General features: G+C 71.6%; 10 protein-coding genes. 8 read left to right on the forward strand and 2 right to left on the reverse strand.

Features of this window, described 5'->3' with window-relative positions:
- Positions 1-47 precede the first annotated feature (47 nt).
- On the forward strand, positions 48-713 hold the full coding sequence (locus DP939_RS37370) for a GntR family transcriptional regulator (protein ID WP_113985566.1): 666 nt from the start codon (positions 48-50) through the stop codon (positions 711-713).
- A gap of 238 nt (positions 714-951) precedes the next feature.
- Here DP939_RS37370 and DP939_RS37375 read toward each other — a convergent pair whose 3' ends face one another.
- A complete protein-coding gene (locus tag DP939_RS37375; RefSeq protein WP_158578919.1) occupies positions 952-2,559 on the reverse strand; it encodes a DHA2 family efflux MFS transporter permease subunit in 1,608 nt (535 codons plus the stop codon).
- Between the two features lie 452 nt (positions 2,560-3,011).
- On the opposite strand from DP939_RS37375, the gene DP939_RS37380 reads away from it, so the two are divergent.
- Positions 3,012-3,287 (forward strand): GNAT family N-acetyltransferase, encoded by a 276-nt coding sequence (locus tag DP939_RS37380; protein WP_147268285.1) that lies wholly within the window; start codon positions 3,012-3,014, stop codon positions 3,285-3,287.
- 61 nt (positions 3,288-3,348) lie between these two features.
- Here DP939_RS37380 and DP939_RS37385 read toward each other — a convergent pair whose 3' ends face one another.
- Positions 3,349-3,765, reverse strand: a complete 417-nt coding sequence (locus tag DP939_RS37385; RefSeq protein ID WP_113985569.1) for a hypothetical protein — start codon at positions 3,763-3,765, stop codon at positions 3,349-3,351.
- Positions 3,766-3,954: 189 nt separating this feature from the next.
- Between DP939_RS37385 and DP939_RS37390 the strand changes: the two genes are divergently transcribed.
- The 6 genes from DP939_RS37390 (at position 3,955) to DP939_RS37415 (ending at position 23,390) form a co-directional block, all read left to right on the forward strand.
- Positions 3,955-5,133, forward strand: a complete 1,179-nt coding sequence (locus DP939_RS37390) for an acyl-CoA dehydrogenase family protein (RefSeq protein ID WP_113985570.1) — start codon at positions 3,955-3,957, stop codon at positions 5,131-5,133.
- A gap of 117 nt (positions 5,134-5,250) precedes the next feature.
- The gene (locus DP939_RS37395; RefSeq protein ID WP_158578920.1) at positions 5,251-18,162 is read left to right on the forward strand and encodes a hemopexin repeat-containing protein; all 12,912 of its coding nucleotides are present in this window, start codon (positions 5,251-5,253) and stop codon (positions 18,160-18,162) included.
- Complete coding sequence (locus tag DP939_RS37400; protein ID WP_147268286.1) at positions 18,159-20,213, forward strand: hypothetical protein; 2,055 nt, start codon at positions 18,159-18,161, stop codon at positions 20,211-20,213. The genes DP939_RS37395 and DP939_RS37400 overlap by 4 nt, the downstream gene beginning before the upstream one ends.
- 94 nt (positions 20,214-20,307) lie before the next feature.
- Positions 20,308-21,078 (forward strand): hypothetical protein, encoded by a 771-nt coding sequence (locus DP939_RS37405; RefSeq protein ID WP_113985573.1) that lies wholly within the window; start codon positions 20,308-20,310, stop codon positions 21,076-21,078.
- A gap of 194 nt (positions 21,079-21,272) precedes the next feature.
- A complete protein-coding gene (locus DP939_RS37410) occupies positions 21,273-21,935 on the forward strand; it encodes a hypothetical protein (RefSeq protein ID WP_113985574.1) in 663 nt (220 codons plus the stop codon).
- A gap of 75 nt (positions 21,936-22,010) precedes the next feature.
- On the forward strand, positions 22,011-23,390 hold the full coding sequence (locus DP939_RS37415; protein WP_113985575.1) for a DUF4331 domain-containing protein: 1,380 nt from the start codon (positions 22,011-22,013) through the stop codon (positions 23,388-23,390).
- Positions 23,391-23,397 lie beyond the last annotated feature (7 nt).

Consider the following 23,397-nt stretch of genomic DNA (forward strand, 5'->3'; position numbering starts at 1 on the left):
GATAGCATAGATAATCGATTATCTGTCGAATCGTCTATGCTGTGGGCATGACGACGACGACCGGCACCTCGGCGAAGCAGATGCTCTCCGAGCGCGTGCACGCCCGGCTCCAGGAAGCGATCTTGCGCGGCGACTACGCACCGGGCGAGGCGCTCAAACCCCAGGAGCTGGCCCAGCGGCACGAGGTCAGCCTGGCCGTGGTCCGCGAGGCCCTGGTACGGCTGGTCGGCGAGGGCATCGCGGTGCGGCTGCCCAACCGCGGCTTCGCGGTCCCCGACTTCTCCGACCGGCGCTGGCAGGAGATCGCCGAGGCGCGCAGCACGATCGAACCGGCCATGCTCCGCATGGCCATCGAACGCGGCGACCTCGACTGGGAGGCCCGGGTGCGCGCCGCCCACCACCGGCTGGCGCGCACCCCGGTGTACGCGCCCGGGGAGGGCGAGTACTACAGCAGCGCCTGGTCAGAGGCCCACCGCGTCTTCCACCGGACCCTGCTGGAGGGCTGCGGCAACCCGGTGCTGCTGGACACCTTCGACCGGCTCTGGACGGCCAGTGAGCTGGCCCGCCGCTGGTCCGCCCACCGCACCCCCGGCCGCGACGGCGTCGCCGAACACCGCCGCCTGGAGGAGACGGCCCTGGCCCGCGACGCCGACACAGCAGCCGAAGTACTGACCCGGCACCTGACCACGACCGCCGCCGACCTGACGACCTGAGGATGCACGGTGTCACCACCGAAGGGTCAGTGGTCAGGTGGGTGCCACGGGCCTTCTGCTGACGCTCGGGGAGCTGACCGGCACGGATGTCGGCCGAGCCGGAAGCAGGGCGGTGAACCTCGCCGCCATGCTCGGCAAGGGCTCCAGCGTTCCGGACGGCTTCGTCACCACCACTGCCGCCCACGACCGCGTCCGCCACGGCGCTGACCGGCTGAGGCCGCTCCGGAGCGGCGGGCGGTCAGTCCTGTGGCTTGCCGGGTGGGCTGAACATCAGGCAGAAGAGGGCGGCGGTCGCCAGGGTCGCGGCGCAGGCCAGGAGGGTGGTCTGCATCGCGGTGGTGAAGGCGGTGGCGAAGGTGTCGGTGGTGATGCGTTCGTACAGGGCCGTCGTGGTGGCGTCCAGGCCGACGGGGGGCGTGGGTGGGCGGAGGTGTCGCGCGGCGGTGGTGGCGTCGGCGATGAACCGTGCGCGCAGATCTGCCGGGAGCGCGGTGGCGTGCTGCGTGGCCTGGTCGCGCAGGGTGGAGGTGAGGCGGGCCGACAGCAGTGCGCCCAGTACGGCGGTGCCGAGGACGCCGCCGACCTGGCGGATCGTGCTGGAGACGCCCGATGCCGCCCCCGCCAGGTGGGGATCGAGGCCGTCCATGGTGGCCTGCTGGAGCGGGGCGAACGTCGCGCCGCTGGCGAGGCCGATGATGAGCAGGCCGGGCAGCAGGCGCCACGCGTCACCGTCCGGCCCGGCCATGGCGGCCAGCACCAGCAGGCCGGCCGCCAGCAGCGCGAGGCCGGTCATCAGGATGTACTTGCCGCCGAAGCGGTCGGAGAGCCGCCCGGCGTACGCCGAGCCGACCGCGGTGAGCACGGCGTTCGGCAGCACCAGCAGGCCGGTCGCGAGGGCCGAGTACCCGCGCGCCATCTGCAGGTACAGCACCAGCACGAACATGATCCCGATCATGCCGAGCTGGAAGACGAACCCGACCCCGTTGCCGACCGCGAAGTTGCGCACCCGGAACAGGGCGAGCGGCATCAACGGCTCGTCCCGCCGACGGCGCTGAAGCAGGACGAACACCACCAGCAGCGCCACGCCCACGACGATGACCGAAGGGATGCCGATCGGCCCGGCGATGGTGCCCCAGCCGTAGCGTTCTCCCTCGATCAGGCCGAACACGATGCCGCCCACCCCGGCCGTGGCCAGTGCGACGCCGGGCAGGTCGAGCCGGTGGGCGCGGCCGGAGCGCATCGGCGGGGCGAGGGTCAGCGCCAGCACCACGGTGATGATCCCGATCGGGACGTTGATGAAGAAGATCCAGCGCCAGCTCAGGTGGGTGAGCAGGAAGCCGCCCAGGACCGGGCCGAGGATCGGGGCGAATCCGACGATCGCCCCGAACACCCCGAACGCCCGCCCCCTCAACCGCGCCGGGAAGATCGTCAGGATGGACGAGATGACCTGCGGGAACAGCAGCGCCCCGCCCAGCCCCTGGAGCAGCCTGGCGGCCAGCAGCCAGGACGGCGAACCGGCCAGCCCGCACAGCGCCGACCCTGCGGTGAAGGTGATGACGCCGATCACGTAGAGGCGGCGATATCCGAAGATGTCCCCCAGCCGCCCGGTGGTGATCAGTGGCACCGAGAAGACGAGCAGATAGCCGTCGATGATCCAGAGCACCTGGTCGTAGGAGGCGTCGATGCCGTGGATCAGGGTGGGGACGGCGACGTTGACGATGGATCCGTCGAGCAGCGCCATGAAGAAGCCGATGCACATGATCGCGAGCACCGGCCACGGCCGCCGCGTGACCGGTCGCTCGGCGGATTCGCGTTCCGCCCGGTTTTCTGGCTTGATTTCCGGCATTCCGGAGACCTCCCCGCGGAAACGCCTGCCGGGGAGGGGCCGGAGAGTCGGAAAGAAGGGCCGACACGCGTCGCCACCAGCACAGGACAGCCGTTCCCAGGATGTGGTGAGCGACTTCGACCCTCCCCGTGTCATCGGGACGCGGGGTAGCCGGTCGGCGGGGCGATGAGCCCAACGGTGCGAAGCCGGTCGGCAGCGTAACACAGGGGCTCGCCATGATCGGCCGGCACGCCCCTCGCCATCCTCGGTCACTGATCAGCCCCGCGCGTACGTTCAGGGTGCCGTTTCCTCTACGCGCGGCTCGGGTTTCGTGAGATCGGCACCGTCGGCACGTACACCGGGGTCCCCGCCACGGGAAACGCCGCCACGGGCGTCTCCCGCCCTGCGCCCCGCCGACCTGCCCGCGATGGTGTCGCTGGACCAGGTGGCGTTGGGCGCGCCCCCGTACCGAGATGGTGAGCGCGCCGCCCTCCTGCTCCGGGTTCCGCGTCGTGGACGGCGCTTCCGGGATCGCCGGTACGGCGGCGTCTGGCAGGACCCGGAGCAGACGGGGGATCGGCCCGGTCATCGCCACCGGCGAGGCCATCGCCAAGATCCTGATCGCCGACCTGGCGGCCGGTGTGTCCGGGGCCGTCCGGATGGACGTCGGCCGCCGGCACACCGGGCTCGCCTCGTGGGCCGGGCGGCATGGCCTGGCCCACGCGTACGACTGTCCGATCATGGCTTAGGGCCCGTCACTCGCCGGTCGCCCGGAGGCGGCGGGGCAGGCCCTCGGCCGAGAAACCTCGCTCAGCAGGTGATGGGGACGGTGGTGTCCACCTTGAGGTGTTCGACGCCCTTGTCGCCGGTCACGGTGGCGAAGACAGAGCCCTGGTAGTTCCCGCTGACGCACGGCACGGTGCTGTTGGCGGTGAGGGTCTTCGCCCTGCCCCGCTTCTCGCCGACCGCCTCCTTGTACGGCGCGTCATGGTGCGGCGTCAGCCAGACCAGCAGCCAGCCCACGTTGGCCGACGTGTCGGACGCGCACTTCGCGCCGCCGGTGAAGCGGACCTTGCCGTCGACGACACTCGGCTGGTCGAAGAACAGTTCGCACTCCGGATAGGTCTCCCCCGCCGGGGCGGCGTTCGCCACTCCCGCCGGCAATATGGTCAGCAGGCCGGCGGCGATCGACGCGGCCAGCATGGTGGATTTGCGGATGCTTCGCATGTGCTCTCCAATCGGGGCCGGATGCCCGTCTGCACGACCGTCTTGCTGTCGAGCAAAAGAGTCAATATTTCAATCATTTTGTCCATGATCTCGGCCGCGTAATGCGGGGTATGCCTCCCAGGTAATGCGGGGTATTCCTTCCGGGGGGAGCCATCTCACAGCGATGATCACGGACAGGAGCATCCGGACATGAGCCAAGCCCCGCGTCTCCACTTCGCAGGCACCGCCGCGCTGGACCGGGCGCGAGCGTTGCGCCCGTTGATCGAGAGCGAGGCGGAGGCGGGAGAGGCGCTGGGCAGGCTCACCGAGCCCGTCGTGGCGGCGCTGCGAGACGCCGGGCTTTTCGGCGTATGGGTGCCCGTACCGCTCGGCGGCGCCGAGTTGTCCCCCCGCGAGCTGATCGCCGTCTTCGAGGAACTGTCCTACGCCGACCCCTCGACCGGCTGGGTGGTCATGGCCTCCGCGCTGGAGAGCGGCGCGGCGGGCGCGTACCTCGGCGACGACGCCGTGGAGCGGATATTCCAGGGCGGACGGATGCCGATCTTCGCGGGCCAGGGCACCCGGCCGGGCACCGCCGTGCGCAAGGACGGCGGGTTCCGGCTCAGCGGCCGGTGGAGCTTCGCCTCGGGCATGCCGCACGCCCAGTACGCCCACAGCCTCGGCGCCATCGAGGGCACCGAGGAGACCCGCATCTTCATCACCCCGATCGACGATGTCACCAAGCTCGGCAACTGGGACGTCCTCGGCCTGTGCGCGACCGGCAGCATCGACTACGCGATCGATGACGTCTTCGTCCCGGAGTCCCAGACGCACGCCTTCGACGAGGACGAGCCGCTGCGCGGCGGCGCGATCTACCGGCTGGGCATCCTCGACCTGGCGCTGATCGGCCACTCCGCCTGGGCGCTCGGCATCGGCCGGCGGCTGCTGGACGAGCTGATCCGGCACGTCGGGGCCCGGGCCGGACGCCCCGGCCAGATCGCCGCCAGCGACGCCTTCCACTCCGGCTTCGCCCGCGCCGAGGCGGCCTACCGCGCCGCCCGCGCCCTGATCCACGAGACCTGGGACGACACCGAACGCACCCTGGACGCGGGCCGCAGGCTCGGCGTCCGCCAGGAGACGATGGTCCGGCTCGCCCTCAACCACGCCACCTCGACCGTCGCCGAGGTCGCCCGGTTCGTCTACACCTCGGGCGGCACCTCCGCGTTACGCGACGGGCTGATCCAGCGGCTGTTCCGGGACGCCCACGCGGGCGCCGCCCACATCACCTCCGGCCCCCGGTTCCTCCAGGAGTGCGGCCGCGAACTGGCCGGCCTGGCCGCGGGCGAGTCCTGGCGGATTTTCGAACTGCAACCACCGGAGACCAAATAGCTGGTTTTGTCCTGCGAATAATCGGGGGGACGAGTTCTGTCTTTTCGGTAAGTAGGCGTGTTCGTTCATCTTCGGGATCATGAGGCGCCGTTCCGGAGCCGCTTGCGGGAGATGAGCATGGTCAATGAAGGATCGCCGGACTACACACGTCTATTCGGAGAACTCCGCTTTCCCGAGCAGGACGACGCGCGGTCGGTCTGGTCGCCCGCCGCGTACCTGGTCGAACTGCTCGGACTGCTGGAGGGGTCGTTCGACCGGCCTGAGCTGCTGGAACGACGACCCGACCTGAAGCAGATCGTGCTGGACGCCGACAACACCTTCACCGAGACCCCCTATCTCGACATCGTCAACGAAGTGCTTGAGCGCCTTGCCGGGAACGATCCATACGAGACGCTGCGGCAGGCCCCCTACCCTTTCGGGCTGCCCTTCTCCCTGAAATCCGAACGGCTTCGGGTGTGCCTGGAACAGCTCAAGGTGACCCCGGAGGAGTTGTACCGGCTGTTCGCCACGCACGTCGATCAGGACGTGGCGGCGCGCGAATACCTCAGGCTCACCCCCGAGGACGTCGCCGCCGTGACCGAATCGAGCACGGACGCGGCGGTGCTCGCGGAACGGTACGGGCTCGCGCCCGGCGAGACGCTCGCGGTGCTGCGGGACACGCGCAGGTTCACCGAGACGACCGGGCTGGACCACGCCGGGCTGCGGGAGCTGATCGGCCTCTCCGGGCAGGGCGGCCTCGTCGTACTCGATGACGAGGAGACCGAGCTCGCCCCCGCCGACCCGAGCGCCGACGCGAGCGCCGGCCTGCCGCCGGACTGGCTCGACTGGGCGCACCGGCTGATCCGGCTGGCCCGCCGTACCGGGACCTCGCTCACCGACCTGGGCCTGATCCTGACCTCCTGCGCCGGAGGGCGGCTGGACCTCGCGGCGCTGCGCGCGGTGGCGGCGGTGACGCGGCTCGGGCAGGCGCACGGGCTCGCCGTCGAGGACGTGTGCGAGCTGGTCGTGCCCTGGCGTCCGGGCAAGGGCGTGCGGGTCGAGGTGTGCGCGGGCGACATCCTCGCCCCCGCCAACCGCGACTACCGCTTCCGGCTGGCCGCCCTGATCGACGTCGCCGAACCGGACATCGTGCGGATCGTCCGGCGCTACCGCGAGCACTACGCGGCCCGTGAGCCGAGCCCGTTCGACCGGGGCGAGGTCGGCCTCGCGGAGATCTCGCTGCTGCGCCGGGCCGGGCTGCTCGCGACGGCGCTCGGGATCGGCGCGGGCGAGCTGTTCGATGTGCTCGTCGTACTTGAGGGCGACCCCTCGTTCCAGCGGTACACCACGTTCGCCGTGCTGGGCGAGCCCGGGCCGGAGATCCACGACATGCACCGGGTGCTCGCGGGCGGGGCCGCCGAGCCCGCGCTGTGGCTGGCCCAGACGCTGTTCGCGGTGGTCGGCTGGATGGGGACGGCCGGGTTCGACGCCGCCGAACTGGCCGGGATCCTGGGCGGCGGGCCCGATCCCGGCACACCGGACCTCGCCGCGCTGTTCCACCGGCTGGGCGGCGAACTCGACGGCGTCGCGCTGTCCCCGCAGGCGCTGGCCTCGGAGCGGTTCGGCGAGCGGGCCGCGCAGGTCGTCCACGACGTACTGGTGGCCTTCGACGAGGGGGTCGTGACGTCCGTCGGCAGCAGACTGCTCGACGTCGATCCGGCCAAGGCCGGGGCCGCCGCGTACCGGGCGGTGACGGACCTCGGCACGATCTTCCCCTCGGACTTCAAGGGGCTCGGCCTGGGCGACCGGCTGCAGGGCAAGATCCTCCGCAACCTGGTGTACCGGGGCGGGCTGCGCGCCGACGGGACACTGGTGGCCGCGACGCCCGGCGACCTCGCGGGCGACTTCGAGCCCTGGCGCGAGGCGCTGTTCAAGGCCATCGCCGCCACCGCGAACGACGTCGCGGCCTTCTACCCGTCCGATCTGGAAGACCTGGAAGACCTGGAGGGCGCCGGAACGTACCAGCGCGCCGAGCTGTACGACAACCTCGTCTACCACGGTCACCTCGACGAGCAGGGCGAACTCCTCGACCCCGACTTCTTCCTCGACCCCGGCAACGCCGCCCTCTTCACCGTCAACGTGGACCTGACCGAGGCCGTCCAGCCGGTCGCCCACCTCGTCCAGGAACGGCTGGACCGGTTCCGCACCGAGGCCCTCCCGCTCGACCCGGCGGCGCTCGCCGGGCTGCGGCTCACCGACGCCCAGATGACCCGTCTGCGCGCCAGCCTGCGGTTCAACGGGCACCTTGACACCGAGGACCGCTACGCCGACCATGTGGCGCTGCTCGACATCGCCCCGCGCGATTTCGGGCTGGCCGCGGAGTTCGCTGTGCTGCGCCCGGCCGTACTCGCGGCGCTGCGCGGCCAGATCGCGGCCCACCGCACCGCCCTGACCACCTTCGCCGCCGAGGACTTCGCCGGTCTCGCCGACGACATCGCCGCCGCCAGGGCGTTCGCGGCGCTCGACGGCGGCGTCCTGGCGGGCGGCCGGGTCATCGACCCTGCGCAGTTCGCCGACCCCGACGGCACCGTGGCGCTCGGCCCGCACTTCAACGCCGCCGACCAGCGGATCGTGTTCGACCGGATCGTCACGGTGCTGCGGGACGAGGCGCCCTACCGGCTGGACCCGGCGGCGCTCACCCGCCTCGGCCTCACCGGCGAGCAGCGGACCGCGCTGCTCGGCCACCTGGTCCAGCAGGGCTGGATCACCGACCGGCACGCGGTCCCGTCCGGCAAGCTGGGATATTTCGCCGGTGCCGACAACTCGCTCGCGTTCGAGCTGCCCGGCATGACGGACTACGCCAGAGATGTCTTCTTCCTGCTCCACGACGTGGCCAGGGAGCTGACGGCCGCCGTCGCGGAGATCGCCGACCGGCTCGACGTGCTGGCCGCCCGGCAGGACGCGACGCTGTACGCGAGCCTCGCCGACGTGCTCGGCCTCGACCCGGCCACCGCGCGGGCGCTGTGCGGGGCGGTCGTGGGCGGCGAGCGGGCGGCCCGGCTGATGTTCGCGGCCCCCGCGCTCGACTCGCCCGAGCCCCCGGAAGACCCGCGGCTGCGTACCGCCTACCGCCGGATCCGCCGCTTCGCGCTGCTCGCCGCCAAGCTGGGCCTGGACGCCACCGAGGTACGCGCGGTCTTCACCGACCAGGATCTCACCGGCAAGTTCCCCGAACCGCTGACGCTGCCGCCGGGCGTCGGCCGGATCCAGGCGCTGCTCGACGCGGGCGACGGCACGATCCTGCTCTTCGGCGACGACAGCGGCTACTGGACCTACGACGCCGCCACCCGCGCCCGCACCGCCGAGGCACGCCGCCCGCTCACCGACCTGTCCCCGCACCTGGCCGCCATGACCGCCGTGGACGCCGCGTTCGTCCGGCACGGCGTCGCCTGGCTGCTCGGACGCGACGCGGCGGGCGCGGCGCTGACGTTCACCCGCGAACCCGGCGGCACCCGCTGGGCCCCGAAGACCCAGACCTGGGGAAAGACGGGCGACGCCTTCACGCGGATCGACGCGGCCTACAGCGACACCGACGGCCGCGTCCACCTGTTCTCCGGCGGCCGGTACGTGCGCTACTCCACCGGCGACTACTCGGCCGCCGATGACGGCTACCCGCGCGACATCGCCGAGTGGCGCTCCCGCCAGGGCCTGCCGGGCGGGAACGAGAGGCTGGACGCCTGCTTCCAGGACGCCGACGGCGTCCTGCACGTGTTCAGCGGCGACCGCTGGATCACCGCGGCGGGCCAGCGGCCCGTCGCCGAGTTCTGGGGCGCCGAGTTCTGGGGCGGAGGCCCGGCCCCGGACCCCGGCCGCATCGACGCGGCCTACACCACCGACTCCGCCGTCCACCTCATCTCCGGCGGTCAGGTGCTGCGCTATTCCGACAGCGTGGAGAACCCCGGTGTCCGCGCCGACGAGGGCGTGCCGCGCCGCCTCCAGGGCGTCCCGCCGCAGTTCGAGAGCGGGGTGGAGGCCGCCTTCACCGATCCGTCCGGGGTGCTGCACCTGTTCAAGGACGGCCGGACGGTCGCGCTGGACGGCTCCGGCGCGGCCGTCCAGGCGACCGCGGAACGCTGGGGCGTGCTCGGCGGCCCCGCGCCGGGCGGCCCGATCGACGCGGCGTTCACCGGGCTCGACGGCCGCACGTACCTGTTCACCGGCGGCACCTACGTCCGCTACTCGACCGCGGACTATTCGGCCGTCGATGACGGCTACCCGCGCGCGATCGAGGGCGACTGGGGCGGGCTGACCCGGGTTGCGGTGTCGTTCGTGATGGACGGCCGCACCTACCTGTTCGGCGCCGGGGGCGTGCTGCTGGAGTTACCGGAATCCCACCAGGCCGACCTGGACGCCGGGCGGCTCACCCCCGCGCTGCGCCTGCTCTTCCAGGAGCACGGCCTCACCCTCACCGGGGTGACGGGCAGCGCGCCCCGCTGGGAGCTGACCACCGCCGAGGGCGTCACGGTCGCGGTCACGCGGGAGGGCCGCAGGCTGAAGGCGCGCTCCGGCGACGACTCCCGCTTCTACGTGCGCTACTCCACCCGCGACTACCGCACCCCCGACCCCGGCTTCCCCAAGCCGCTGTCGGACAACTGGTGGAACATGCCCGACAGCATGCTGTCCCAGCCGGTGGACGCGGTGTTCACCGGGCGCGACCAGCACACGTACCTGTTCGCGGGTGACCGGTTCGTCCGCTTCGACGCGGCGCACCGCTGGTGGTCGGAGCCGATGGCGCTGCACGAGAAGTGGGAGAGCATCCCCTTCGACCGGATCGACGCCGCGTTCGTCGGCCTGGACGGGCGCACGTACCTGTTCTCCGGCGACCACTACGCGCGCTACTCCACCGCCGACTACACCGAGATCGACGACGGCTATCCCACCGCGACCTCGGGCCTTTGGGGCCACGTCACCAACGACCTGGCCCGGACCGGGCGGGTGGACGCGGCGTTCGTCCTCGATGTCACCCAGAAGATCGACGGCGTGGACGTGCCGCGCACCCGCACGTACCTGTTCTCCGGCGGCCAGTACGTCCGCTACACGGGCACCGAGCCGGCCACGGTGGACCCCGGCTACCCGCGCCGCATCGCCGCCCTGCCCGGCGAGCCGGGCCTGGGCGCGCTGCCGGTGCGGCTCGACGGGGTGGACGCGGCGTTCTCCGACCGGCGCACGGTCTACCTGTTCCGCGACGGGGTGTGCCACGCGGTGTCCACGGCGTCCTATCGCCGCTACGACGACCTGCCGCTCGGCGACGTGCGCTGCGCGTTCGTCGAGGACGGCTCGATCGTGGCCGAGACGGGCGCGGGCTGGCAGCGGCTGTCGGCGCTGGAGGGCCGCGTCGTCGCGGCGACGCCGTACCGGCCGCGCACGCTGCGCGCGGTGCCTGAGCGGTTCGCCACCGGGCTTTCCGCCGTCCTGAACGGCACGGACGGAACGACCTACCTGTTCAGCGGGCCCACCTGCTACAGCACCGAGCTGGGCCGCGACTACCCGATCGCCGAGGAGTGGGGCCGCCCCCGCGACGTACTGCGCGAGACCGGCGCGGTGGACGCCGCGTTCACCGGCCGCGACGGCAGGACGTACCTGTTCAGCGGTGACCAGTTCGTGGTGCAGGCCGCGGGCGCGACGCTCGCGGAGGGCGACCCGCGGCCGATCCGCGAGCACTGGGGCGGCCTGGAGAACGTCGCGCTGGCGTACGTCCACCGCGACCGGACCCACCTGTACAGCAGGCCCGACGCCGACGGGCTGGTACGCCATCTCGTCTACTCCGGCACCTCCTACGCCGCGCCGGACGACGGCCACCCCGCCACCGTGCACGTCTCCACCGTGTTCCCCGGCGCGCCCGACGGGTTCGCCTTCCCCAGCGCGGTGCTGGCCGAGGGGACCGGGCTGGTGCTGCTGGCGGGCCGCGACTGCGTCTCCCACGACGACCGCGCGGGCCACTGGTCGATCGTCCGCCCGATCGAACGGCTCTACCCCGGCTTCGGCCACGACCTCGCCGAGTCCGGCGAACTGCGCTCGGCTCTGCGCACGGCCGATGGCACCACCTGGTTCTTCTTCGGCGACACCTGCGCGGCCTTCCGCGACGGCGCGTTCGGCCAGCGCGTCCCGGTCAGGGACCAGTGGGGGCGCTCCCCCAACCCGTTCCTCGCGCCCGGCGGCACGATCGACGCGGCGTTCGTGTGGCGCGGCCGGTACACGTACCTGTTCTCCGGCGACCGGTACGTCCGCTACACCGGCGAGGTCTACCGCGACATCGACTCCGGCTATCCCAAGCCGATCGCGGGCCACCTGCGCACGGAGGAGCCGTTCGCGCGGCTCCCCGAGTCGTTCGAGGACGCCCTGGGCAGGCCGATCGACGCGATCGTGGGCAACGACCGGACGATCCACGTGATCATCGGCGGAGTCTGCCACACCGTGTCGCCCGCCCTGTCGGCGTCCTTCGCGCCGGGCTCCCTGGGCCGGGCCCGCGACAACCTCGCCGCGACCGGCAGGGTGGACGCCGCGCTCGTCGCCGGCCGGCGGATCTACCTGTTCTCCGGCGACCAGTACGTCCGCTTCTCCGGCCCCGGGCGCATCGACGACGGCCACCCGCGCCCCATCGCCGACCTGGCCGCCGAACTGAACCTGCCGCCGCTGCCGCCCGCCTTCCAGGACGGCCTGGACGCCGCGTTCACCGGCCGCGACGGTATCGTCCGGCTGTTCAAGGGCGGCCAATGCCTGTCCGGCGGGACGGTCACGCCGGTGAGCGGCACCTGGGGCGTGGTCCGCGACCCCTTCGACGCGGGTCCCCCCGAGGCGGCGTTCACCGCGCCGTCCGGCGAGCTGTACGTCTTCAAGGGCGGCAGGTACGCGCGGTACCCGGCGGACGGCGAGCCGGAGCACGTCGAGCCCGGCTACCCCCGGGCCGTCCACGACGACTGGGGCGACGCGCCGCCCGACTTCGACGGCGGCCCCGACGGGGCGTTCGTCCTGGACGGCCGCACGTACCTGCTCAAGGGCGACCGCTACCTGCGCTACTCCGGCTCCTACCACCTGGTGGACCGCACGTTCCCGCAGGACTTCCGGCACCGCTGGACGGGCACCGCCGACTACCGGCTGAGCGACGTGCACACGATCGTCCGTTTCGCCGCGCTGTGCCGTACCAGGCCCGCCGGACTCGCCGGGTTCTTCCTGGACGGTACCGAGGACCCCTACGCCTATCTGGCCGAGACGTTCGCCCGGCCGATCGACGAGGTGCGCTGGGCCCGGCGGAACATGGGCCTGCTGCGGGCGGACACCGGCGAGGAGAGCCTGTTCGAGATCGAGTTCCTGCTGACCCTGGTGGACCTGTGCGCCGCGGCCGACAAGGTCGGCACCGGCGTACCGGAGCTGTACGGCGTCTGGGCGAAGATCCACGGCCCCGCCCCAAACCTCGACGCGGCGGCGGACGCGCTGCGCGGCATGCTCCAGCGGCGTACCGCCGCCCAGGAGTGGCCGAAGGTGTCCGGCGCGATGCGCGACCGGCTGAACGTCCGCAAGCGGGACGCGCTGGTCGCCTGGCTCACGCCCCGGCACGGCGACTCGCGCGCGCTGTACGAGCGCTACCTCATCGACGTGGACATGGGCCCGGCGGGCACGACCTCGCGGGTCCGCGAGGCCATCGCCGCCACCCAGCTCTACCTCCAGCGCTACCTGCTCGGCCTGGAGACCGTCGCGCTGCCCGAGGGAGCCGATGCCGAGGAGGTCCGCGCCCGGCTGCGGACCTGGTGGACGTGGATGCGCGGCTACCGGACCTGGGAGGCCAACCGGAAGGTCTTCCTGTACCCGGAGAACTACCTGCGCCCCGAGCTGCGCGCCCGCAAGACCCCGGCGTTCGCCGCCCTGGAGAGCGACCTGCTCCAGGGCGACATCACCGCCGAGGCCGTCCAGGCCGCCTACAAGCGCTACCTGGACGAGTACACCGAGGTCTCCCGGCTGGCCATCGCCGGGGGCTACGTCTACCGGCCCGAGGCGGCCGAGCCGGAGGTGCGCAGGCTGGTGCTGTTCGGCCGCACCCGCACGGACCCGCCGCGCTACTACCACCGTTCCGCCGAGTTCCGCGACGGTGACAAGCTGTCGGCCACCTGGGAGCCCTGGCTGAAGGTGGACGTGCAGATCGCCGCCGAGCGGGTCCACCCGGTGCACGCCTTCGGCCGGGTGTTCGTGTTCTGGCCGGTCGTGGAGCCTGTTCCGCCCGGCGATCCGTCGGCGGCCACGGTGGTCGTCACCGCCGGGTCGGACGGACAGCAGCAGGTCGACGCCCCGCCGCCGCGCTCCCAGGTGAAGATCTGTTACTCGTTCCGCAACCTGAACGGCGAGTGGCTGCCCGCTCAGGTGCTCGCGGTGGACACCGAACGCGAGGGGGTGATCGGCGACGTCGGGCTGTACGTCCAGGCGTCGCGGAAGGTGCCCGGGGTCAGCGACCATGACGCGATCGTCGTCCGGTGCGCCTACGACTACGGCTCGAACGCGGCGGAGTCGGCGTTCACCCTGACCCCCGAGCTGTACGGGCTGCCCGCGCTCGGCACCGTCGCCCCGCCCCGGCCCGCCGACCTGGACCGGCTGTTCGACGAGCCCGCCGTGACGGCGGTGACCGAGGACGACGTCGTCCGGTTCAACGCGCCCGCCGACAGCCAGGACGGCCGCTGGTTCAGCGTGGACCACAAGGGCGGCAGCTTCCTGTGCCGTCCCGTCGCCGCGCCCGGCGACCCCGCGCCGCTCCAGGCGTTCCGCGGCAACGCCGACCGGCTGCCCACCACCTGGGACCGGGTGGACGCCGCGTTCCGCCTCACCGACGGCACCCTGTACTTCTTCGACGCCACCGGCGGGGTGTTCATCGCCGTGCCGCCCGGCAAGGTGACCTCGCAGCAGACCCGCAAGCGGGTCGCCGAACGGTTCGGCGTCGCGGGCACCGCCCTGCTGCGCGACGGCCGGGTGGACGCGGGGGTCGTCCGCGGCGGCGTGGTACTGCTGTTCGCGGGCGACGAGTACTACCGCTACTCGGGGACGCCGTTCGGCACGCTCGATTCCGGCTACCCCAGGAAGCTCGCGGACGGCGGCGGCGACCGCCTGCCCGTCACCTGGCCGAGGATCGACGTGGCGTTCACCCTGCCGGACGGCACCGAGGTGCTCTACTCCCGCGACCGCGACCAGTTCGCCGCGGGCGGCCGGGCCCCGCAGCCGGCGTCGGCCGCGTGGGGGTTCAGCGGCCTGGACCGGGTCCACCAGCGCGGCGACGCGACGTTCCTGGTCCACGGCGACAGGTACGTACGGCTGAACGCCGACCTCACCGTGGACTCCACCACGCACGAGCTGGCGGGCAACACCGACCAGGTGCCCGAGTCGGCCGGGCCGGGGCCCGTGGTGCGCGGCGGCTCGATCGAGATCGTCTTCGACAACGACCGCGGCACCTACACGGGCGGCGCGGGCGGCGACGGGACCACGCGCGACCTGGGGCGGGTCATGACCAGGTTCGCCGACAGCGGCGCGGTCACCGCCGCCTACCTCGACGGCGGGCGGCTGTTCCTGGTCGGCCCGGACGAGTACGTCCGGTACACCCTCGCCGACAACGGGACCACGATCCCCGACCACATCGACGCGGGCTACCCGAAGCGGACCGCCCAGCCGATCCGGGGCGTGCTGACCCGTGGCGAGCGGCGGTACGCGTTCGGCTCCACCGGCTACGCCCCGCTGCCCGCGGGGTGGGAGCCGGGCACGCCGCTGACGTTCCTGCCGTACGAGGGCAACTGGCGCGCGCTGCCCGACGGGTTCCCCGGTGACCTGACCGGCCTGCTGGAGGGCGACACCGCCGTGTACCTGTTCCTCGGGCAGAACTACGCGGCCTACCCGGCCGGTGACGCCGTCCCGCGCCCCTACGAGATCGCCGCGCTGCCCACCGAGCTGATCCGGCTGACCTCCAGCACCGCGGCCGAGCTGAACCGGCGGCTGCTCGCCGGTGGGGTGGACGGGCTACTCGACCCCGCCACGCAGGAGCTGGCGGAGCTGCCCGCCTTCAGCACCACCGTCTCCGACGCCAGGACCGTGCGGGTCAAGCCGGAACTGGCGGCCAATGTCCCGGTCAGCTCCTACCTGGACTTCGACAGCGCCAACGGCCTGTACTACTGGGAGATCTTCTTCCACGCGCCGCTGCTGATCGCCCAGGCGCTCAACGGCGCGCAGCGCTTCGAGGAGGCCGGGCGCTGGTACGAGTACGTCTTCGACCCCACCACGCCGAGCCGCTACTGGAGATTCCTGCCGTTCCTGGCCGCCGACGTGTACGCGCTGGTCGCCGAGTGCCGGAAGGATCTGGCCGAGCTGGGGTCCGGCTCGCTTGAGTCGCTGCTGTCGCCGATCCTCGCCGAGCTGACGGCTCTCGCTCCCGCCTTCCGCCGCGCCCGCGACCTCACCACCGACGAGCTGGACTATCTCAGCCACCTCGCCGGGACCGGCCTGGACGAGGTCAAGGCGGCCCTGGCGGGCGACCCGCGCGCCGCCGGGCTGGCCGAACGCGTCGCGATCGTCGGCGGGCTGCGCAGGCAGTACAACTCGATGGGCGACCGGCAGGCGCTCATCCGGGCGTACCTGGACGATCCGTACGACCCGCACGCCATCGCCGCGCTGCGGCCCGACGCCTACCGGCGAGCGGTCGTGATGGCCTACATCGACAACCTGCTCGACTGGGGCGACATGCTGTTCGGGCAGTACACCGCCGAGACCATCGACGAGGCGCGGATGCTCTACATCTACGCCTACGACCTGCTCGGCCCGCGTCCGATCACCCTCGGTCCGGCGGCGCTGCCGCCCGCCGCGCCCTACTCCCCCGACCTGGGCGACGGGCCGGTGGAGACCGGGCACCTGACCGCCGAGGGCGCGCTGCTGAAGGACTCCGGCGCGGTACACGCGGGCGTCGCCCACCCCTACTTCTACGTGCCCGGCAACGAGCGGTTCCAGGAGTACTGGACGCGTGTGGAGGACCGGCTGACCAAGATCCGGGCATCGCTCGACATCATGGGCGTCAGCCGGCCGATCCCGCTGTTCGACCCGCCGCTCGACGTGATGGCGCTGGTCCGGGGCGCGGCGGCCAGCGAGACGGCCGACGTGGCCGCCGCGGCGGCGGCCGTGCCGGTGCCCGCCTACCGGTTCGAGGTCGTGTACCAGCGGGCCCGCGACCTAGCCGACCGGCTCCGGCAGCTCGGGGCCGACCTGGTCGACGTCATCGACCGCCGCGACAACGAACAGCTCAGTCGTCTCCAGAACCGTCAGGACGGCGAGATCCTGGCGCTGACCACGCAGCTCAAGGAGACCGAGGTCAAGATCGCCGAGGAGGGGCTGGCCGAGGCCCGCGACGCCAAGGCCGCCGCCGAGAACCGGGTCGCCTACTACAAGAAGCTCGTGGACGAGGGGATCTCGCCGCTCCAGGAGGCGCAGCTCGCGATGCTGGTGGCGGGCGCGGCGGCGCAGTTCGTCTCCAGCGGGCTGAAGATCGGCGCGGCGGTCGCCTCGGGCGTGCCGCAGGCGCTCGTGGGGCCGTTCATCATGGGCACCTCCGTGGGCGGCGACCAGGTGGGCAAGGCCCTAGACGTCGGCGCGGACGTCGCCGCCGGGCTTGGCCAGGGGTTCGGCATGGTGGGCGAACTGCTCGGCGTACGGGCCGACCAGGAGCGCACCGAGCAGGACTGGCGGTTCCAGCTCGACACCTGCCGCTCCGACGTCGTCCAGCTCGGCCACCAGGTCACCAGCGCCGAACTCCAGCTCGCCCTCGCCCGGCGCGACCTGGAGATCCACAAACGGCAGATCGCGCACCTCACCGCCGTCAGCGACTTCCTCACCGCGAAGTTCACCGGGCCCGAGCTGTACGGCTGGATGGCCGGGCAGGTCTCCGGGATCTACTTCCAGACCTACCGGATGGCCCTGGACCTGGCCCGCGCCGCCGAACGCGCCTACGAGTCCGAGCGTGGCACGGCTCCGGGGATCGTCAGGGCCACGTACTGGGACTCCCGGCGCAAGGGCCTGCTCGCGGGGGACCGGCTCGCGTTCGACCTGGACCGGCTCGGCCAGGCGTACTTCGACTCCGGGCAGCGCGGCCTGGAGATCACCAAGCGGGTGTCGCTGCTCCGGCTCGACGCCGCCGCGCTGCTGGCGCTGAAGAACGAGCGGCACTGTGAGTTCGCGCTCACCGAGACCCTGTTCGACCGGGACTTCCCCGGCCACTACCGGCGGCGGATCAAAACACTGAGCGTCGCGTTCGTCACCGCCGACGGCCCCGTCCCCGCCAACGCGACCCTCACCCAGATCGACGACAAGACCGTGCTGTCCCCCGACCCCAAGGCGGTGCGCTTCCTGCTCGACCCCAAGGGGTCACCGCCCGCGAGCCTGCGCGGCAACTGGCGGCCGGGCCAGCGGATCGCACTGTCGGAGGTCGATGACGGGCAGGACGACGGCGGGCTGTTCGAGGTGCGGTACGACGACGACCGCTACCTGCCGTTCGAGGGGACCGGCGCGGTGTCCCGCTGGCGCCTCGAAACCCGCACGCCCCCGCCCGGCCTGCTGGACGTGGTGATCACCGTGCGGTACACCGCCGAGGACGGCGGCGAGACCTTCGCCACCGCCGTGCGCGGCATGCTCAAGCCCTACCCCTCCGCGCTGTTCCTGGACGTCGCGGCGCGCTTCCCCGAGGCGTGGGAGGAGTTCGCCTCGGGCGAGGGCGCCGAACTCGACCTGCCGATCACGCCCGACCTGTTCCCGGCGATGTCGGGCCGGCAGGTCACGGGGGTCATCGCGCAGTACGCCGCCGCGAACGGCGACGCCCGTTTCCTGCTGCAGGGGGACCCCCGGCTCGCACTGAACGCGGGCAGGCTCGTGCAGACACCCGGCCTCACCGCGGGCGGCCGACCATGGCGCTTCACCGCCACCGGCGACCCCGACGCGCTGACCGGTTTCTCCCTGATCCTCCTCTACCGGGCGATCCCATGATGAAGCGGAAGCGGACCACCAGCGACCGCACGGAGGCAGTGCACCACCCTCCGGCCACGAGCCACCCCGGCACGCCGGTGCACCTCAACGGGAACAAGCGCCGCCGCCTCGCCGGCGATTTCGTGCCGCATGTCACGGTCAGGGAGGGCACGATCACGCACATGGAGTTCGGCCCCGGCCGCACGCCGTCCCCGTTCGGTAAAGAGATGGGCGACCACACCACCGCGTGGGCGAGCGTCGTCGATGCCCTGCACGCCTCCCTGCACGGTAAGACCGTCAAAGACTCGGTGGAGGAACTGCGGAAACGGCAGTCCCACGCCGAGGCGTGGAAGTCCGATGACAACTCGACGGGCAAGAAGCTGTGGAAGATCCTGGCCTCCTCCTCCGATCCGGATCGGCGCGACGGCTTGCTCAAGGAATCCGCACGTAAGGTAGGCGAGCTGCTCGACCAGGCCGAGGATGCACTGAACGACTCGGAGCCCCCCGACAAGGCGGCCGGGCTGCTGGCGGAGGCGATCGGCCGGCACCTCACCTACGACAACCTGCTGCCCTACGCCACAGTGCGCGCCAAGAGCCAGACCGGCTCGAAGGGATCGGGCGAGGGCACCGCGCGCACCGCCGTTCTGAAGGTCGAGCGCAACCCGGACGCCCCCTTCTCGGCCACCGGGACCCGCGACAACCTGTGGAAACTGTTCTCGATGGAGGCGGCGGTCCGCGAGGCCAACATCGAACGCGTCGTCGCACCGAATTGGAGAAAGGGGATTTCGAAGGACATCAAGAACACCAGGGACCTAACGGACAAAGTGTCCGGCTTCATTCAGTCCGGCGATTGGCCGACGTTCGCCAAGGAGGCAAAAACGATCATCACGGACGCCAAGAAGCTCGCCGCCCACAAAAGACCGTACTCGGCCCTGCACGACATGACGACGCAGATCATCCAGACCGTCGGGGCGCTACAGGACCTGCTGGTCGACACGAGACGCATGAGTCCGAGAGTGCTCAAGAAGCACGCCGACGACCTGGCAGAAGGACGCAAAGCCGTGGACTCCCTAGAGGAGATGCTGACGGGCGACCCGAACGCACTCAACGACGGCGCTCTCATCCTCGCCCACCTGCTGTACAGGCACCAGACGACCGTGGCCACGGCCTACCCCAACGCCGTCGCGAAGTCGGACTTCCTGACGGCCGACGCGGCCGAGGCCGCCGCGACCCGGCTGCGCGAATACCTGAAGGCCGACCCGCAAAACGACGAAGCCGAGATCGAGCAGTTGGTCACCCGCGTCCAGGCACTGCACGCCACCTTCCAACCCCGGCCGAAGGTGGGCGACGGCAGCGGGTGGGCGGCCAGCGCCGGCACCGGGAACCTGGTCATCACCTTCAGCGGCAAGGACCTGGTCATCCAGGGCAGGGCCGCCGCGCCAGATGGAGTGGAGGGCCACGGCTCACATACAACGGCCTGGATGACCGAAGTGGACGCGGTGCACGGGATGCTGGCCACGGCCGGCAAGGCGGGGATCGCGGCCGAGCTCGGCACGCAGACGACCAAGGCCCTCAACGGTGAGCCGATGACGAAGCTCGCCGCCCTGCTGCCCGCCGATCAACTGAACGCCGGGCAGCTTCCGGCGATCTTCGACGCGGCGACGAGCGTCCTGGCGGCCGGGTCCCCAGAGGAGTCGATCAAGGCGTACCTGACGTTCAGGAACCTGCTGCCCTACGCCACCGTTGACGCGGGCGACCGCGGCGGGCACGGCGAACGCCGCGGCGCGAAGGCCACGACCCTGTTCGACGCCGAATCCCTCCAGGCCGCCATCGAACAGAAGGAACTGGAGCCCGAGGACGTGCGGGAGGCCGCGATGCGGAACGCCCACGACGTGCTCACCGCCTCACTCCCGCGATGGGACGACCCTGTTCGGCAAGCGGCCGGCACCACCGCCACCAAGCTGACCGAGCCCATCGACACCGCCCTCGCCAAAACGATCATGCGCGTCCGCCGCACGGAGCATCGGCGGATATACAACCTCGGCAGACAACAGCCACCCTCTACCAAGTGACTGTAAGTAGTGATACAACTACAGATCACAGTCAGGCGGCCGGCCCTTCCGGCGCCTCCCCCACTCTCCGAGAAGAAGACTCATCATGCGTTCAATGCGCGCGACGCTCGTCGCCGGTGGTGCCGCTCTCGCCACCCTGCTGCTGTCCACGCAGGTCGCCCAAGCCGCCCCTCCCCCCGGCTCCCCCGGAGGCGGCTGCCTGGCCGAAGGCCAGGTCGGCAGTTACCTCTCCAAGGAAGGGAGTGCCAAGGCCACGTTCTCCAGCGCCTTCCTCGGCGAGCTGCGACGGGCCGGGATCAGGTTCGAGGCGCTCGCCCCCATCGAGCTGGTCGACGGCGGCACGGCGGTGTGGATGCCGATCGGCGAGCGTTACGACAACATCGAGACGCCCTCCGGCCGGGTCTGCTACCCCGGCGGGTTCCGCTTCACCAACGACGCGACCGGCGTGACGTACGAGATCGACACCTTCTGGGTGCTGTTCGCCGCGGTGGACGACAGCCGGTTCTTCACCACGCCGACCGTGAACGGGCAGCCTCGCCCGCAGGGCGAGCTGACCATGGTCGACTTCAGCGTGCCGCAGGCCCTCGCCCCCGGCAACTTCGTCCCGCACAACGGCGGCATCGGCCCGCGCAAGGTCGTCCTGTCGATGAACGGCGACTGGGCGCGCGACCTCAACACCGCGCTCGGCACCCGGTTCAACGGCGGCTCGCACTGGGCCGACCTGGACATCGCCTGGCGGGGAGTGCCGAGCAGGCCGGTTTCGTCCGGTACGTCACTCGGCATGCTGGGCGTGCAGGTCGTGAGCGACGCGATCCAGGGCCGTGCGTCCGGCCTTCCACTGCCCGGTTCGGGCGGTTTGTTGTAACCGTATTCCGCCAAAAGGCGCGCCTTCCCCCAAGTGGGAGCGCGCCCTGCGGCATGCCCGGATTTCGCCCGGATTCGCGGCGAAGAAATTGTTTACTCAACTATTTACACAACGTCATTGACTGACTACCTTAAGCGACTGATCACAGGTCAGAGAGCCGCAAACGGCTCTCAGCGACGAAAGGTAGAACAGGCATGCGCGTCCTTGCCCGGATCGCCGGAACGCTCGTGGCCGGCGCCACGGTGCTCACCGCGGCGCTGTCCGCACCGGCCCACGCGGCCCCGTTCCCGCCGCTTCCCGGCGGCACCGCCACGGTCCAGCCGCCGACCGCCTCGTGCTTCCAGCTCCCCTACTTCGGCCCGAAGGGGCACGCGAACTTCGACTTCGGCCGTGACATCGTGCGCCTGCTCGACCAGCGCGGCGTCAAGGTGGAAGGGCTCGACCCCATCGAGGCCAAGCCCCAGAACAAGGGCGTCTACATGCCGATCGGCTGGCAGCAGGACCACATCGACCCGTGCCGGGGCGTGTACTACCCCGGCGGCTTCGTCCTCAACGACGTCCAGAGCGGTCACACCATCGCGATCCACGACATCTACCTGCGCCCCGACGGCGCGCACGCCCAGGTGGAGATCGACGGCAAGCCGCAGGGCGAGCAGCTGGTGTCCACGTACAAGCTGGCGGAGTTCGCGCCCGGCGTGCCGACCCCGCGTCCGCTCGAAGGCGGCATCGGGCCCAAGCACTGGCCGTTCTACGTCAGCGCCTACCTGGGCGAGACCGTCAGGACCCTCACCGGCATCCCGCTGAACGAGGGCGACTACCTCGCCAACCTCGACGCGGTCGTCCAGTACACCCCCTGACCCGAACGATCCACCGGCCGTGCCCGTCCAGCGACGGTCACGGGCACGGCCCGCCAGTTGCGAGGCGAAAGACACATGCGAAAGACGAACCCCCCGAGCCGGCGGACCTGGACCGCCGCCGGCGCGTCCGTCGCCATGCTGGCGACCGCCGTGCTGCTCGGCCCCTCGATGGGCCAGAGCACGGCCACCAGCCACTGGGACGCCCCCGCCACCACCCTCGACAAGCAGATCGACGCCACCGACCTGTACGCCTTCACCAGCCCGGAACGCCGGGACACCGTCACGATCGTGGCGAACTACATCCCCTTCCAGGTCCCGCACAAGCCGTACCAGTTCGACACGAACGCCCACTACGAGGTGCACGTCGACAACACCGGCACCGGGAAGGCGGCGATCACCTACCGGTGGACGTTCGCCGACAAGGGCCTGCCGGTGCCGTCCTTCCTGCGCGGCGGTGGCGCGCGGGCCGCGGCGGCACCGGCCGACGCGCTGGTCGAGCAGTCCTACACGCTCACCAAGATCCACGGCGGCAGGACCGAGACCCTGGTGAAGGACGGGTACGTCGCGCCGACCGACATGGGCCCGCTGGCCACGCCCGGCTATCCCAAGCTGCGCGACAAGGCGGTCCGTGACCTGCCCGGCGGCGGCAGGGTGTTCACCGGCACGGCCGCCGACCCGTTCTACTCCGACAACAAGGCGGTCAGCCTGCTGCGGTTCGGGCTGCCGTTCTTCCCGGTCAAGACGGGCGTGCCGATGAACGTCAGCGCGCTCGCGCTGCAGATCCCCAAGTCGGAGCTGGCGCTGGGCGGCGACGCGGCGGCCAATCCGGTGATCGGCGTCTGGACGACGGCCTCGCGCAGGTCCAGCGCGCTGCTCGGCACCGGCTCGGCCGGCCACAAGCAGGTGTCCCGGCTGGGCAACCCCAACTTCAACGAAGTGATCATCCCGCTCAAGGAGCGCGACCGGTTCAACGGGCTGCGGCCGGACAGTGACGAGAGCGGCGGCCTCGTCGTACCGTCCACCCTCGACCCGCAGCAGGCCGAGGTGGTCGCAGGCCAGGCGGGGGTGGCCGTGCCGCCCGCGCCGCGCAAGGATCTGGAGCAGATCTACCTGACCGGGCTGGCCGCCCGGGGCGAGGGCCCGATCCGGCAGGACCTCAACTCCCACCTGCTCAACCGGGACGCCTCCGGCGTGGTCAGGGCCGAGGAACTGCGGCTCAACATGAGCACGCCGGTGACCACGCCGCAGTACGGCATCCTCAAGGGCGACCCGCAGGGCTACCCGAACGGCCGCCGGCTGATCGACGACGTGGTGACCGTCAACCTGCGCATGCTGCTGGGCGAGCCCGCCGGGCGGGGCGCGCCGGGCCTGATCGCCGAGGACGGCCCGGCCTTCCTGACCAAGCCCATCTCCGGCGGCTTCCCCTACCTGGCGCTGCCCGTCACCGCCGCCTGACCCGCCA

It is taken from the genome of Spongiactinospora rosea, from assembly GCF_003315795.1.
GTDB lineage: Bacteria > Actinomycetota > Actinomycetes > Streptosporangiales > Streptosporangiaceae > Spongiactinospora > Spongiactinospora rosea.